Raw genomic sequence first — 14041 nt, forward strand, 5'->3', positions numbered from 1 at the left:
GTCGGACGCTCCGGCCCGCTGGGGCGCTCGCTCCCGGTCGTCAGGCGGTCAAAGGTCTCTGAGGGGGCGCTCGCCTCCCGGTGGTCAGGCGGTCAGGGGGCGCGCTTGGAGGGGATCACCTCCAAGCCGTCAGGCGGTCAAGGGTCTCTCATCGGGCGTCATCCCCCGCCGTCAGCACCAGCCCCGACGTCGGCACGCCCGTCCCCGCCGTCACCAGCACCCGCTCCGCCCCGGGCACCTGGTTCACGGACGTGCCGCGCAGCTGTCGTACCGCCTCCGCGATCCCGTTCATGCCGTGCAGGTACGCCTCCCCGAGCTGCCCCCCGTGCGTGTTCAGCGGCAGCCGCTCCTCGGCGACAAAACCGGCCGCCTCACCGCGCCCGCAGAACCCGTACTCCTCGAGTTGCAGGAGCACGAAGGGAGTGAAGTGGTCGTACAGGATCCCCACGTCGATGTCGGCCGGACCGCACCCCGCCGTCCGCCACAGCTGCCGCGCCACCACCGCCGCCTCCGGCAGCCCGGTCAGATCACCGGCGTAGAAGCTCGTCATCTGCTCCTGCCCCCGGCCCGCGCCCTGCGCGGCCGCCGCGATCACGGCCGGAGTGTGCGGCAGGTCCCGGGCGCGTTCGAGCGAGGTGACGACGATGGCCTGGCCGCCGTCCGTCTCCTGGCAGCAGTCCAGCAGCCGCAGCGGCTCGGCGATCCAGCGGGAGGCGGCATGGTCGGCGAGTGTGATCGGGCGGCCGTGGAAGTACGCCGCCGGGTTGGCCGCGGCGTACCGGCGGGCGGTGACGGCGACCGGCCCGAAGGCCTCCTCGGGAGTCAGACCGTAGGTGTGCAGATACCGCTGGGCCGCCATCGCCACCCACGACGCGGGCGTCAACAGCCCGAACGGCATCACCCAGCCCAGTGCCACGCCCTCCGCCGACGGCTCCCGATGCCGGACGCCGGAACCGAAGCGCCGCCCCGAACGTTCATTGAACGCGCGATAGCAGACCACCACCTCCGCCGCCCCGGTCGCCACCGCCAACGCCGCCTGCTGCACGGTCGCGCACGCCGCGCCGCCGCCGTAGTGGACGCGGGAGAAGAAGGACAGCTCGCCGATGCCGCACGCCCGGGCGACGGTGATCTCCGGGTTGGTGTCCATGGTGAAGGTCACCATGCCGTCCACGTCGTCCGGCGTCAGCCCGGCGTCGTCGAGCGCCGCCCGCACGGCCTCGACGGCCAGACGCAGTTCGCTGCGCCCGGAGTCCTTGGAGAAGTCGGTGGCGCCGATCCCGGCGATCGCCGCCCTCATGAGGTGCCCCTGGCCGAGGTGCCCCCGGCGGGCAGCGTGAGGGTCACCGTGCCGGTGACATGCCGGCCGATGCCGTTGTCGCCGGTCACCCGGACCACGGCCGTCGGTCCGTCGATCGCCTCGATGCGGCCGGTCAGCACCATGGTGTCGCCGGGGTAGTTGGGCGCGCCGAGCCGGATGGCGACCTTGCGCAGGACGGCGGTGGGGCCGAAGTGGTCGGTGATGTAGCGGCCGACCAGGCCGTTGGTGGTCAGGATGTTCATGAAGATGTCCGGGGAGCCCTTCTGCCGGGCGACTTCCGGGTCGTGGTGCACGTCCTGGTAGTCCCGCGAGGCGATCGCCCCGGCCACGATCAGCGTGCGGGTGACCTCGATCTCCAGCACCGGCAGCTCGTCACCCACGTTCACGACAGCCCTCCTCGAAACAGCTCTCCTCGGAACACGGGCAGCACCAACTCGTCGTCGTACCGCCGGAACTCCAGCCGCACCGGCATCCCGATGCGCACCTTGTCGTACGGCACCCCGACCACGTTGCTGACGATCCGCACGCCCTCCACCAGCTCGATCAGGCCGACGGCGTAGGGAGGGTCGAAGGCCGGGAAGGGCGGATGGTGCATGACGACGTACGAATGGACCGTGCCGTCCCCGGCCGCGCGGACGGTGTCCCAGTCCAGGCCGCCGCACGCGTCGCAGCCGGGGAGCCAGGGGAAGCGCAGGGTGCGGCAGTCGGCGCAGCGCTGGATCAGCAGCTCGTGCCGCTGGACGCCCTCCCAGAAACCGGCGTTGTCACGGTTGACGACGGGGCGGGGCCGGGTGTCGGCCGGGGCCTTCTTCCGGCGGGCGGGGGCGTACTTGAGGATGCGGAAGCGGTGCGTACCGGCGAGTTCGCCACCGGCGTGGATGCGGGTGCGGGTGGTGACGAAGTAGCCGGTGCCGAGCTTGGTGGTCTTCCTCACCGACACCGACTCGATCACCGTGTCGAAGGTGATCTCGTCGCCGGGGCGCAGGGGGCGCAGATACTCCTGCTCGCAGTCGGTGGCGACGACCGAGGTACAGCCGGCCTCGTCGAGGAGGCCGAGGAGTTCGTCGTACGCCGGTGTCCGCGTCGTATGGCCTGCGAGTCCTCCCATCGTCCAGGCCTGGAGCATGGTGGGCGGGGCGATGGCGCCGGGGCCGGTGTAGGCCGGGTTGGTGTCGCCGAGGGCCTCGCACCAGTGGCGGATCATGGGCAGGTTGACGGGGTCCTTGCCGGTGCCGGCGAGGGTGGCGGGGCGGCCCTCGTAGGCCTTGAGGCGCGCGAAGAGGTCGTCGTCGCCGGTGCGATCCATGCCGTCCATGGCCGTCGTACCCCCTTCCCTCGGGCAGCTTCTGACTGTCCGTCAGATAACCACTGCCTGTCAAGGCCGGTACCCACCGATGAAACGCCCGCCCGATGAAACACCTGCCCGACGGAAGCACCTGTCCGCTGAAACGCCTGCGCGGCGGCGCCGAAGCACCGCCGCGCGGACTGACCTTGTTCACCCCACTGAGCACACCCCACACGGAAGTCGAGGGGGCCGGCGCCGGTGCGCCGACCCCCTCAAATCACCACCAGGGGTAGAAGTTGACGGCGACGTTCTCGTTGCCCTGCTGGAGGGCCGTGTACGCCGAGTCGTCGACCTGCGCGGTGTTGCTCTGGTTCGAGGCGCCGGCGCCGACCGCCTGCTGCTGGGTGGTGGACGAGTTGCCGCTGTTGTCGTCGCCGACACCGCTGCCGATGATGCCCGCGAACGCGTTGGTGACGGAGGCGGTCGATCCGTTGTCCGCGAAGGAGCCGTTGTCCGCCGTCGCAACACCGGCGAAGAGGGCGGCTGCGAGCGGAAGGGCGGAGACTGCGGCGACAACGCGGGCGGTACGGATACTTGCCATGTTTGCTTCCTCCAGTAGCAAATACGCCCGGCCGGACGGCCGTGAGCGTGAAGTACTGCGTGGACCAGGGCAGTTGGCCGACCGCCCCGGCGGTGTGAGCACGACGTCGCGTGATCAGAATTGCCCACCGAATCCCCGGCGAACCATCCCGGAAGGCGCTATTCGCCCTCAAGCGTGATGACAAGTCGATAAACCCCCTAGGTCACGCTGACCCCTCACTTCAGGACACACAGGACGCCTCGCCCCCAAGCGGCACAAGGGATGAAGCGTTCCGCCAACCTTCCGGACAATCCCCTGCCCCCCGGCGCGGCGCGCGCTCCCCCTCTTCCCTTCTTCGAACACTCGTACGAAAATAAATCCATGGCCACCATCGACCGGCAGGCCACGACGCTGGCCCTCGCACACGCCCTGTCAGCCGCCGAGCGCGGCCTGGCCGTCATCCCCCTCTCCCGGACCAAACTCCCGGCCCTCCGTTCCCCCCACCACGCCGACCCGACGGCCCCCGCCTGCCACGGTGAGTGCGGCCGCTTCGGACACGGCGTGTACGACGCCTCGACCGACCCGCGCCGAATCCGCGAACTCTTCGCCGCCGCCCCCTGGGCCACCGGCTACGGCATCGCCTGCGGCCTGCCCCCACACCACCTCATCGGCATCGACCTGGACACCAAGTCGGGTACGGACTCCTCGGCCGCCCTGCGCGAACTGGCGCTGCGGCACCTGTTCACGATCCCCGAGACGGTGGTCGTCCTCACCCCCAGCGGCGGCCGCCACCTGTGGCTGACCGGACCGCCGGACGTGGCCGTCCCCAACTCGGCCGGCCGCCTCGCCCCCGGCATCGACATCCGCGGCGCCGGCGGCTACCTCGTCGGCCCCGGCTCCCGCACCGACCACGGGGTCTACGGCACGGCACCAGGCACGGCCCACCTGGCCCCGGCCCCCTGCCCACCGGCCCTACTGCGCCTCCTGCTCCCCCCACCGCGCACGCCGTCCACACCGAGTGGCCGGACCGCCGGCCACGGCCAAGGCCTCGTCCAGTTCGTCCTCGCGGCACACGAGGGCCAACGCAACACCCGCCTCTTCTGGGCAGCCTGCCGCGCCTACGAAAACGGCCTGACCCCCGACCTGATCCCGGCCCTCCTCGAGGCGGCCCTCGGGACGGGGCTCACCGAACGGGAGGCCCGAGCGACGATCGCGTCGGCGGCACGGCTGACGGGGCGGCCGTGAAACGCCCATGATCAGGCCGGTGGGTTCGGGCCGGTGGAGGCGCTGCCGGCGGTGGGGTGCGTGGGGGGGGCGTTCCACTCCACGGCGGTGGACGAGGCTCATGACCCGGTCCTGTGGCAAGACCTGTGAGCACGCAGACGAGCACGTTGATCGACATGGAGATGTGCTCCACCGTTGCACCGTCGGAGTAGGCGCAGTCGCTGCGAAGAGGCGCCATTGGCAGCTCCCGCCCAAAGCCGCTCCGCCGACCGCGCTGTAATGTCAGCGCCCCCAGATCACCCGCTTCGAAACGCGAGTCTGCCGTGTCCATACGTGAGACCTTCACCGACCTGTTCAAGCGCACGACGAAGACTGCTGCGGGCGCGTCATTCGCAGTAGAACAGCTCTGCCAGTGCTCTCCGGCTTGGCCTGGTCTGGAGACGACAGCGAACGGCTACGTGCTCCCCGCCGAGGCGTCCAGTCACTACAGCGTTCTGACCAACCCCGAGATAGGACCGTTTGTCGCACGCTGCACCGGCTGTCGGGCCCGGTACCCCCGCCCGTGGGTGATCCCGCCAGGCGCCCCCATGCCGTTCGATTGGGCCCAGGAGTGAGAAGCGACGCGTGCCCCTCGCGTGCCCGATCGCCCGGGAACTCACAGGGAATCGCAGTGCTCTACGGTACTCGGACATGAACAAGCCCCCGACCTCAATCCCAGGTCAGGGGCCGTTCACCTGCGGTGGGTGTGGGATTTGAACCCACGGTGGCTCGCGCCACGACGGTTTTCAAGACCGTTCCCTTAGGCCGCTCGGGCAACCCACCTCCGCCCCGCCACCTGTGGCGGAGCGGATACAGCGTACCGGCCCCACGCGTCAGCCGTGCGAGCGCCGGGATTCCCGCACGGCGTGGGCACTGGTGATCGCGGCCGCGAACCACAGCAAGGCCGAGCTGAGGGCGAGCCGACTCTCCACATGAGCTGCGGCGGCCGCCGCGTAAACGGCGATGGCCACCCCGGCACGGCTGCGATCGAGGGCACGTCCCGCCACGGCCGCACGATCGACGTCCGCCCCACAAGGAGCCGGATCGCGACGGCCCGGGCGGCAGGGCCCAGCTGGCCATCGCGACGAGCGCTCCGTTGTTCGCGATCTTCTTCGTCTCGCCCTTGTTGAAGTAGGCGGCCTCGACGGTCTGGACGATGTCGTCGCCGTCCAGCCTGTAACTGGTCGGCACGGGCGCGCCGTTGGCGTCCTTTGCCCAGGGCGCCTCCACCGTACCGAGCGTGACGTGCACGCCTTCCGCGGTCTCCTTGGTGATCTCGAACCCCCCTTCCCCGTCCTCCGCGATCTGCGCGCCCTGCGGCAGGTCGAGCCCGAAGCGCTGCTGCGCAGGCAAGCAGGAGGCTCAGGGAACCGCTTCCCTCGCTGGTGGCGGTGACAGAGCCAGTCGCCTGGTTCGGGGCGCTGACCGTCACCACGCCGTCCTCGGTTTCGGTCACGGCCTGTGCCGGCGTACCCGTCCCGTGCCCGCTTGGTCAAGATCAACCTCAGCAGGCCAACCGGGACAGACCGCATGCCGAAGGGGTGCCCCTCCCTGAGGGACACCCCTTGAGGCCAGGCCCGTGAGGTCAGCTGTCGCCCACCCGGGAACCCAGGGTGACCTCGACCGTGTTGGTCTTGCCGTCGCGTTCGTAGGTGATCATGACCTTGTCGCCGGGCTTGTGGGTCCAGATCTCGCCGATCAGGGTCGGGCCGCTGTCGATCACCGTGTCGTCGAGCTTGGTGATGACGTCGCCGGGCTTCAGGCCGGCCTTGTCGGCGGGGCCGCCCGCCTCGACCGGATCCGTGCCGCCCGCGCCCGTGTCGGTGATCTTCGCGCCGTCGCTGGTGTCCTCCAGGGAGACGGACGCGCCGATCTTCGCGTACACCGGCTTACCGTTCTTGATCAGCTCCTGGGCGACGTACTTCGCCTGGTTGATCGGGATGGCGAAGCCCAGGCCGATGGAGCCGGACTGGCCGGTGCCGAAGCCGCCGTTGCTGCTGGACTGGATCGCGGAGTTGATGCCGATGACATTGCCCTTGGCGTCCAGCAGCGGGCCGCCGGAGTTGCCGGGGTTGATGGAGGCGTCGGTCTGCAGGGCGCTCATGTACGACGCCTGGCTGCCGGTGCCGTCGCTGGAGGCCACCGGGCGGTTCTTGGCGCTGATGATGCCTGTCGTGACCGTGTCCGAGAGGCCGAAGGGAGCGCCGATCGCGATCGTGGCGTCACCGACGGCCACCTTGTCGGAGTCGCCGAGGGTGAGCGGCTTCAGGCCAGAGGGCGCGTTCTTGAGCTTGATCACCGCCACGTCGTAGCCCTGCGCGTTGCCGACGACCTCGGCGTCGTACTTCTTGCCGTCCGGGAACGTGGCCGTCAGCTGGCCGCCGTCGACCGCGTCCGCCACCACGTGGTTGTTGGTGACGATGTGGCCCTCGGTGTCGAAGACAAAGCCCGTGCCCGTGCCGCCCTCGCCGCTGCTGCTCTCGGCCTCGATCGTGACCGTGCTCGGCAAGGCCTTGGCGGTCACCGCGGCGACCGTACCGGCATCGCGCTTGAAGTCGCCGCCGCTGTCCGGGGCGGAGACGGTGGTGGAGCTGGTGTCGTCGTTCCTGGCCAATGTGTAGCCGAGACCGCCGCCCAGGCCGCCCGCGACCAGCGCGGCCACCAGGACCGCCGCGAGCAGACCACCGCGCCGGCCGCCGGGCTTCGGCGCGGGCTGAGCGTACGAGGTTCCCCAGCCGGAGCCGTCACCCGCTCCGCCGGTGCCCTGGTCGGGGTACGCGTGCGTAGGCGGCGGGGGCGGCCAGCCGCCCTCGGGCGCGGTGTTCGGGGAGCCGCCCTGAGGGGTCGCCGACGCGTACACCGGTGCACCGGGGGCGTGCGGCGGCTGCTCCGGTGCGCCGGGGGCGCCCGGAGGTGTGACGGGCATCGGTGTCGTCGGCGCGTCGGCCTCGGGGGCGTGGGCGGGCGCGGGTGCGGGCTGCCGCGGGGAGGCTGCGGGGGTGTCCACCGGCACAGGAGGTGCGGACGGGGCCGGGGGTACCGCAGTGCCCTCGTTCTCGGTGCTCACAGCTTTTCTCCTCGGTCCACTGCTGTTCGGTCAGGCGGCGATGCGCTGCGCCTGTGCTCGCTTGTGAATTTTGTATGCCGTCAGCTTTTCCCACAGGACGTCAGGGCACCATAAGCGGTAGCTGTGGGAGTCCGACTCACCTTTACATAGGACCAGTCCGACTAAAAGTGCGCATTCCCACCGCGGCCGAACCACCTCCGCCCCCACGGCTACCCCGCCCCGGTGGCACCATGACGCGGTGACCCACGCACGACAGCACCGGATCCAGGTCGTCGCCCACCGCGGTGCCTCGGAGGACGCCCCCGAGCACACCCTGGCCGCGTACCGGAAGGCGATCGAGGACGGGGCGGACGCCCTGGAGTGCGATGTCCGGCTGACCGCCGACGGACACCTCGTGTGCGTCCACGACCGCCGCATCAACCGTACGTCCAACGGTCGCGGCGCGGTCTCCGCGCTGGAGCTGGCCGATCTCGCCGCCCTGGACTTCGGCTCCTGGAAGTACCGCGGGTCACTGCACCACCGGGACGAGGAGCCCGACTGGGTGCACCGCCCGGAGGACCCGGCGGAGACCTCCGTACTCACCCTGGAGCGGCTGCTCACCCTCGTCGCGGACTCCGGGCGGCGGGTGGAGCTGGCGATCGAGACCAAGCACCCCACACGATGGGCCGGGCAGGTGGAGGAGCGGCTGCTGACGCTCCTGAAGCGGTTCGGGCTGGACGCTCCGGCGACCTCCGAGGAGTCCGCGGTGCGCGTCATGAGTTTCTCGGCGCGCTCCCTGCAACGGATCCGGGCGGCCTCGCCGACGCTGCCGACGGTCTATCTGATGCAGTTCCTCTCACCCCGGCTGCGCGACGGACGACTGCCCAATGGTGTCCGGATCGCGGGCCCCTCGATCCGGATCGTGCGCAATCACCCGACATACATCGAGCGGCTGAAGCGGGCCGGGCACCAGGTGCACGTGTGGACCGTGAACGAGCCCGCGGACGTCGATCTCTGCGTTGACCTGGGCATTGACGCCATCATCACCAACCGCCCGCGCGCGGTGCTGGACCAGCTGGGTCGCTGACCCATGAAACGAACCTTGACCTTCGGGCCCGCCTGCACCATCCTCCGGTCTCGGCTACACCGTCGAAATCCAGCCACACGCTGACCGGTCCATTACGGGGAGTGCTCCGGCGCGTTCGGTCCGTATTCGATTGTTGCGAATGCGTCGCCGGACATGGATTGGCCGGTTTCCGGTACAGGCCAATGGGGCATCCACACCGTGGCGTGGGGCGAAGGAGGTCTCGGGGGTGGCGTTGGTGGTGGCACAGGAGGTGCCCACGTCGTCGAGCATGGCCGTACCCCATGGCCCTGCGGGCGTGGGGAAGGCGCGGCACCGGATGCGCGATCAGTTGCGCAGAGGTGGCGTGACGGAAGCGGTCATCGACGATGCCGTACTGATCCTTTCCGAACTTTTGAGCAACGCGTGCAAACACGGCCGGCCACTGGGCGACGCCCTGGCCGGGGACGGTGACGTCCGGGCCGCGTGGCGCGTGGACCCGGGCGGCAGGCTGGTCGTGGAGGTGACGGACGGTGGCGGACCGACCCGTCCGGCCCCGTCGACCCCTTCGGTCACCGCACACGGCGGCCGCGGGCTGAACATCATCACGGCACTGGCCGACGACTGGGGCGTACGGGACGACGCCCAGGGCGAGGTCACGGTCTGGGTCGTGGTCCACGACGGCGTGCACGATCCCGCTGCGGGGCACCGGCGCGACGACTTCGCTACGCGTGTCACGGCCCCGCCGGTCTCGGCCATACCCGAGCTGGACTTCGCCGACGCGTTCGACGACCTGGACTGAGACGACGGCGACGTCTTCTCCGCCACGTTGTCCACAACGCCCCCGTCATCCACAGGGTCCCGTTCCCCCCGCGCACAAGCGGCTAGGCTCCCGCCGTACGAGACGAGCCGTAACCGGGAGACACCCACCATGGCCAAGAAGCGACCCCAGACGAAGGCCACGCGCCCGCAGCTCACGGATGGAGAGATCCCGGTGGTCGGCGCCCGTGAGCCCTGCCCCTGCGGCAGCGGACGCCGTTACAAGGCGTGCCACGGCCGGGCCGCCGCACAGGCAGCGACCGAGCTGGTGCATCGCCCGTTCGAGGGCCTGCCCGGCGAGTGCGACTGGGTCGCCCTGCGCGAGCTGGTCCCGGCGGCCACCGCAGAGCTGACCCTGAAGGACGGCCTCCCCGAGGGCGTCCCCTCGGTCACGCTCGCCACGGTGCTGCCGATGGCCTGGCCCGCCCTGCGCCGCGACAACGGCTCGGTCCTGCTCGGCCTGCAGAACGACACCGCCTCCGGCGACATCAGCCGCGACCTCGCCGACACGCTGCTGCGGGCGCTCCAGGCGCAGCCCGGCACCCCGGTGAAGGGCCGCCGCGCCCCCGCCGAGGGGCCCCGCCTGCAGGACCTGCTCGACCCCAAGGCCCCGTTCGAGCCTGTCGTGCACCCCGGCTTCGAGTTCTGGGTGCCGGACCCCCAGAGCGCCACGCCGGACGTGACCGCCTCCCTGGAGCGTGCCAACGCCGCCGCCATCCCCACGGTCAAGCTGCAGGGCGTCGACGCGGCGTACTGGTGCCAGACCCCGGAGAAGAACCACCTGCGCTGGGTCATGCCGCACCCGGAGGAGCAGCTTCTGGACGCCCTCGCGCGCCTGCACGCGGCCGGCCGGTCCAACCTGGGTGAGGGCACCCGGCTCGTCGGCTCCTTCCGGGCGCACGGTCTGACCGTGCCGGTGTGGGATCTGCCGAGCGGTGTCACCGCCGATGACATCGAGAAGCCGGCGGCCGAGTTCGCCGAGCGGCTCGCCGCCGCGCTGGCCACGGACGCGCCGCTCACCGCGGACGAGCGCCGCGCGCGCGGCGGCCTGACCAACCGACAGGTGACCCTCAGCTGACGCCCAGGTCGGCTCGGCAGCTGACTAGTCGGTCAGCCGGGCGGCTCACCGGATCCGGTGAGCCGTCACAACTCCCGCTGCCAACAAGCCAGTCGGTGTCCGAATAACCGAGGAAAACGGGAGATCGAATTTGCGAACCGCCGATCTCTTGTTACCGTTCCAGTAGCCCGGTTGCTGGTGCATCCCCCGTCGCCAGCAACCGGGTCTTTCCATGTGCGGAGACACTCACGCAACGCCGCCGTTGATCAACTGCCCGTAGGCGCCCAGGAGTTGCTCCCCGAACGCAGCAGTGACGAGCCCTGTCCGCCGCGGGCCGCGAACTCCGCGACCGCCGAGTACGCCGTCGGCTCGCCCCGCATCCGCTCCCGAGGCGTCTCGCAACTGGCCGACTCGTCCTCGGCGCCCACCGGGCACCGCATCTGCACCGTCCGCCCGTTCGGCCCCATCAGGCTCAGTACGGCGTCCAGGGCTTCGCCGGTCGGGTTGCGGTAGTAGGTGCGCGCCCAGGACTCCTCGCCCTGCGTCAGCACACAGGTCTGTGCCTCGATGCCGGTGGGGGAGGTGACTTCGGGTCCGCAGCGGGTGGCGGTGGCCAGGCCGAGGCCGAGCAGGGAGGGGGAGCGGGCGGGGTCGGACGCGGCGGCCTCCTCGCCGGGAGCCTCGCCGTCGTCGCGAGACACCTCGGCGTCACCGCGCGACTCCTCGGCGCCCGGCACCTTGGCATCCCCGCGCCCCGACACCCGTACGGCCCCGGACTCATGGTCGTCGCCCACGGGTCCCGCGGACGCCATGGCCAGCGGCAGCGCGATCGCGCACGTCACGACCGCCCCGAGGGCGAGAAGGCGGAGATTCATGAGGGGACGATAACGACCAGAACGGGGCGCCCGGTCCCGCGCGCGCCCGACACCCTCAGAACTCGGGCGCGCTCACACCCGTACGAGTGAGGGCGTCGACCACGGCGTCCACCACGGCCTCCACATCGGGCACCCACGGAGCTGCCGAGCCGGGCAGCGGTGCGCGCTCCCAGCGGATCTGCCCCTGACCGGTCTCGGACGGCGGCAGCGCGAGATAGCCGCCCTCGCTGTGGAAGCGCAGGGAGCCGGGGACGAAGTCCTTGGCGTAGAGCAGTTCGCCCAGTTGTTCCATGGAGTACGGCCGGACCAGCACGGCCCAGCGGGTGCGGGAGGCGAGGACCGGGCCGAGACGCATCCCGGTGCGGTCCAGCGCGGCCAGGGCACGAGCGGCAGCGGGAGCCGGCAGGCTGACCGCACACGGTGCGTTGCCGCCGGTGGCCAGGATGATCGGCGCCGTGGGCCGGTTGGTCCACCACCAGCGCACCATGCGCTCGTCGGTGGTGGCCGCGAGCAGCCCGGGGTCGAAGGGGTGCGCGCCTGGCACCGTGCACTCCGGGTCCGGGCAGCCGCAGCGGGCCCGGCCCTGCGGGTCCGCCGTGACGCCCGGGAGTACGGGCCATTTCCATTCCGTCGCGAAGGTCAGGGCCGCGCTGATCACCTCAGGCCTCCCGTCGTTCCGCCTGGACAGGAGCCTGCGTCGCCTTCCGAGGATCTCGCGCATGAGCGCTCGTTCCTTTCCGTTGCACGCCTGGCAACACCGTGGTCCACATCACACCATGTGTCGATCACTTCACTGTGCGTACCTGTTGGCGCATCACACCCCGGCTATCGAGCACGGGGAGCCCCTATGGGCCGAGCGTTGGCTGCGACCGCGTCCATACTGCGTCTACCAAAAGCATGGGCGTGGCGTGGGGTGGCGAAGTGTGGCGTTTGCCGTCCCGCGTATTTCTCTTCGCCGCCGTCACGGGAGGATGGGGCTCGGTCGTCGGTGGCTAAGACGCCCGGCTCCGTCACCAGGTTCCGGGTGCCCCCCAACCACCCCTGGCCTTCACCGAGTACGTACCCATCACGACCGCTGTGACGCTCCGTCGAGCAAGCCCAGTCGACCGCAATAGGGCATTACCTGAAGCAGTTTTCAGCCAACTTCCGCTTTCCGCAAGAGATCCCGGGAGATCCGGTCCCGGAGCCACAACAGAACCACGGACACCAGGAATCCCAGCAGGACAATGCTGGACATCTCCTCACGACTGCGTGTAGATGTGGAGACACTGCTAGCGGCGCAAAATGACATGGGGGTTTGCGATGCTTTTGAGCGAAATGCACCGGTCGGAAAGCCGGACGCCATGAACGCCCCGCACCCTCCGAAAGTGGCTGGAATCGATTCAACGGTTCCGGCACCCGCACACACTGTCGCGCCCTCCTCCCCGACCACCTCCGCCGTCACCACCGGCCCCGGCGCCCTGCTCCAGGACCGGCTCGCCGGCTGGGTCTCCGACCTCACCACGCTGCACGAACTCACCGAACGCCTGGCCCGTACGGGCACCCTGGCCGACGCGCTCCAGGAACTGCTGCGCGCCGGAGCGGCCCTGGTGGGCGCCCGGCGCGGGCTCGTCGTACTGGAACCGGCCGACGGCCTCGGCCCGCGCAGCACCATCGGTCTGGGCCTCGCCCCGGCGGATCTCGGACACATCGAGACCGTGCCGCGCGGTTCGATGCCGTACGGCGATCTGCTCGACGCTCCCGTCGGGCCGCCGGGTGGCGTCCGGGAGATCGTCCGGCCCGATCTGTTCGCCGAGGACGGCCTCGACCCCCGCCACCGCGAGGTGGCCCGCCGCCTCGGCTACGCCGCCAGCTACGCCCTCCCCCTGTCCACCGACGCCGCGGACCGCCTCGGCGCCGCAGTGTGGCTCTACGACGAACCCGCCGAGCCGGCCGAACGGCAGCGGCACCTCGTCGGCCTGTACGCCCGTTACGCCGGCGAACACCTCGCCCGGCTGCTCGAAGTCGAGCGCACGCGCGCGTGCATGGCGACCATCTCCGAGGAACTGCTCCCCTCCCGGCTCCCCCGCGTCTGTGGCGTCCAGCTCGCCGCCCGGCACCGCACCGGCCCACGCGGCGGCGGCGACTGGTACGACGCGCTGCCGCTGCCGGACGCGGCCCTCGGTCTCGCCGTCGGGTCCGTCACCGGGTCGGGGCCCAGCGCGGTCGCCGCGATGGGACGGCTGCGGGCGTCCTTGCGCGCGTACGCCGTGATGGAGGGCGAGGACCCGGTCGCCGTCCTGTCCGACCTCGAGCTGTTGCTCCGGCTGACCGAGCCCGCCCGTTCGGCCACCGCCCTGTTCGCCTACGTCGAGCCCGCAGTGCACAAGATCACGCTGGCGGGGGCCGGGCACAGTCCGCCGCTGCTGATCGGGGAGCGGCGCACGGAGTTCGTGGAGACGTCGGTCTCGGCGCCGCTCGGGATGCTCGCCTGCTGGGAGGCGCCCAGCGTGGAGGTGCAGGCGGAGCGCGGAGAGACGGTTCTGCTCTACACCGACGGGCTGCTCCAGCGCACCGGCGACCCCGTGGACCGCGCGTTCGCCCGGCTGCACGCGGCGGCGGCCGGGTTGCCGCGGGCCAAGCGCCGGGATCCGGACGCGCTCGTCGACCATGTCCTGCGGACCGTGCTGCCGGACGGGCTGGACTCGGCGGACAACGAGGAGGACGTGGTGCTGCTGGCGGCGCGGTTCGAGTGA

General features: G+C 70.9%; 13 protein-coding genes and 1 tRNA gene. 5 read left to right on the plus strand and 9 right to left on the minus strand.

Annotated features, from left to right (window positions below; translation table 11 throughout):
• Positions 1 to 148: 148 nt before the first annotated feature.
• The 4 genes from SSP24_RS25665 to SSP24_RS25680 form a co-directional block, all read right to left on the minus strand.
• On the minus strand, positions 149 to 1297 hold the full coding sequence (locus tag SSP24_RS25665; protein WP_141312066.1) for a lipid-transfer protein: 1149 nt from the start codon (positions 1295 to 1297) through the stop codon (positions 149 to 151).
• On the minus strand, positions 1294 to 1704 hold the full coding sequence (locus SSP24_RS25670) for a MaoC family dehydratase (protein ID WP_141312067.1): 411 nt from the start codon (positions 1702 to 1704) through the stop codon (positions 1294 to 1296). Before SSP24_RS25670 ends, SSP24_RS25665 begins: the two co-directional genes overlap by 4 nt.
• On the minus strand, positions 1701 to 2633 hold the full coding sequence (locus SSP24_RS25675; protein ID WP_373306685.1) for a bifunctional MaoC family dehydratase N-terminal/OB-fold nucleic acid binding domain-containing protein: 933 nt from the start codon (positions 2631 to 2633) through the stop codon (positions 1701 to 1703). Before SSP24_RS25675 ends, SSP24_RS25670 begins: the two co-directional genes overlap by 4 nt.
• Before the next feature lie 247 nt (positions 2634 to 2880).
• Complete coding sequence (locus SSP24_RS25680; protein ID WP_141312068.1) at positions 2881 to 3204, minus strand: hypothetical protein; 324 nt, start codon at positions 3202 to 3204, stop codon at positions 2881 to 2883.
• A gap of 360 nt (positions 3205 to 3564) precedes the next feature.
• Here SSP24_RS25680 and SSP24_RS25685 point away from each other — a divergent pair, with 360 nt between their 5' ends.
• Positions 3565 to 4428: a bifunctional DNA primase/polymerase gene (locus tag SSP24_RS25685; RefSeq protein ID WP_141312069.1), complete on the plus strand. Its 864-nt coding sequence runs from the start codon at positions 3565 to 3567 to the stop codon at positions 4426 to 4428.
• A gap of 716 nt (positions 4429 to 5144) precedes the next feature.
• On the opposite strand, the gene SSP24_RS25690 is transcribed toward SSP24_RS25685, so the two are convergent.
• The 3 genes from SSP24_RS25690 to SSP24_RS25695 form a co-directional block, all read right to left on the minus strand.
• Positions 5145 to 5229, minus strand: a tRNA-Ser gene (locus SSP24_RS25690).
• A gap of 50 nt (positions 5230 to 5279) precedes the next feature.
• The gene (locus tag SSP24_RS43015) at positions 5280 to 5453 is read right to left on the minus strand and encodes a hypothetical protein (protein WP_167529704.1); all 174 of its coding nucleotides are present in this window, start codon (positions 5451 to 5453) and stop codon (positions 5280 to 5282) included.
• 578 nt (positions 5454 to 6031) lie between these two features.
• A complete protein-coding gene (locus tag SSP24_RS25695; RefSeq protein ID WP_141312070.1) occupies positions 6032 to 7513 on the minus strand; it encodes a S1C family serine protease in 1482 nt (493 codons plus the stop codon).
• A 238-nt stretch (positions 7514 to 7751) separates the two neighbouring features.
• Here SSP24_RS25695 and SSP24_RS25705 point away from each other — a divergent pair, with 238 nt between their 5' ends.
• The 3 genes from SSP24_RS25705 to SSP24_RS25715 all read left to right on the plus strand — a co-directional run bounded on the left by SSP24_RS25705 (position 7752) and on the right by SSP24_RS25715 (position 10452).
• Positions 7752 to 8579, plus strand: coding sequence for a glycerophosphodiester phosphodiesterase (locus SSP24_RS25705; protein ID WP_141312071.1), 828 nt, complete (start codon positions 7752 to 7754; stop codon positions 8577 to 8579).
• Positions 8580 to 8718: 139 nt separating this feature from the next.
• Positions 8719 to 9357: an ATP-binding protein gene (locus SSP24_RS25710; protein ID WP_141312072.1), complete on the plus strand. Its 639-nt coding sequence runs from the start codon at positions 8719 to 8721 to the stop codon at positions 9355 to 9357.
• A gap of 129 nt (positions 9358 to 9486) precedes the next feature.
• Positions 9487 to 10452, plus strand: coding sequence for a DUF5926 family protein (locus SSP24_RS25715; RefSeq protein ID WP_141312073.1), 966 nt, complete (start codon positions 9487 to 9489; stop codon positions 10450 to 10452).
• Between the two features lie 245 nt (positions 10453 to 10697).
• On the opposite strand, the gene SSP24_RS25720 is transcribed toward SSP24_RS25715, so the two are convergent.
• Together SSP24_RS25720 and SSP24_RS25725 are read right to left on the minus strand one after the other, a co-directional pair.
• A complete protein-coding gene (locus SSP24_RS25720; protein ID WP_141312074.1) occupies positions 10698 to 11306 on the minus strand; it encodes a hypothetical protein in 609 nt (202 codons plus the stop codon).
• A 55-nt stretch (positions 11307 to 11361) separates the two neighbouring features.
• Positions 11362 to 12027 carry a bifunctional DNA primase/polymerase gene (locus SSP24_RS25725; RefSeq protein WP_141312075.1) on the minus strand — a complete coding sequence of 222 codons (666 nt, stop codon included), beginning with the start codon at positions 12025 to 12027 and terminating at the stop codon, positions 11362 to 11364.
• A gap of 505 nt (positions 12028 to 12532) precedes the next feature.
• Here SSP24_RS25725 and SSP24_RS25730 point away from each other — a divergent pair.
• Positions 12533 to 14041, plus strand: coding sequence for a PP2C family protein-serine/threonine phosphatase (locus SSP24_RS25730; RefSeq protein WP_141312076.1), 1509 nt, complete (start codon positions 12533 to 12535; stop codon positions 14039 to 14041).

It is taken from the genome of Streptomyces spinoverrucosus (genome assembly GCF_006539505.1).
GTDB classification, from domain to species: Bacteria; Actinomycetota; Actinomycetes; order Streptomycetales; family Streptomycetaceae; genus Streptomyces; species Streptomyces spinoverrucosus.

Bases quoted from the DNA above. Each gene is read 5' to 3' on its own strand.
- SSP24_RS25680 (WP_141312068.1), bottom strand. From the start codon at position 3,204: ATGGCAAGTATCCGTACCGCCCGCGTTGTCGCCGCAGTCTCCGCCCTT.
- SSP24_RS25725 (WP_141312075.1), bottom strand. From the start codon at position 12,027: ATGCGCGAGATCCTCGGAAGGCGACGCAGGCTCCTGTCCAGGCGGAAC.
- SSP24_RS25710 (WP_141312072.1), top strand. From the start codon at position 8,719: ATGCGTCGCCGGACATGGATTGGCCGGTTTCCGGTACAGGCCAATGGG.
- SSP24_RS25665 (WP_141312066.1), bottom strand. From the start codon at position 1,297: ATGAGGGCGGCGATCGCCGGGATCGGCGCCACCGACTTCTCCAAGGAC.
- SSP24_RS25675 (WP_373306685.1), bottom strand. From the start codon at position 2,633: ATGGACGGCATGGATCGCACCGGCGACGACGACCTCTTCGCGCGCCTC.
- SSP24_RS25720 (WP_141312074.1), bottom strand. From the start codon at position 11,306: ATGAATCTCCGCCTTCTCGCCCTCGGGGCGGTCGTGACGTGCGCGATC.
- SSP24_RS25730 (WP_141312076.1), top strand. From the start codon at position 12,533: ATGCTGGACATCTCCTCACGACTGCGTGTAGATGTGGAGACACTGCTA.
- SSP24_RS25715 (WP_141312073.1), top strand. From the start codon at position 9,487: ATGGCCAAGAAGCGACCCCAGACGAAGGCCACGCGCCCGCAGCTCACG.
- SSP24_RS25685 (WP_141312069.1), top strand. From the start codon at position 3,565: ATGGCCACCATCGACCGGCAGGCCACGACGCTGGCCCTCGCACACGCC.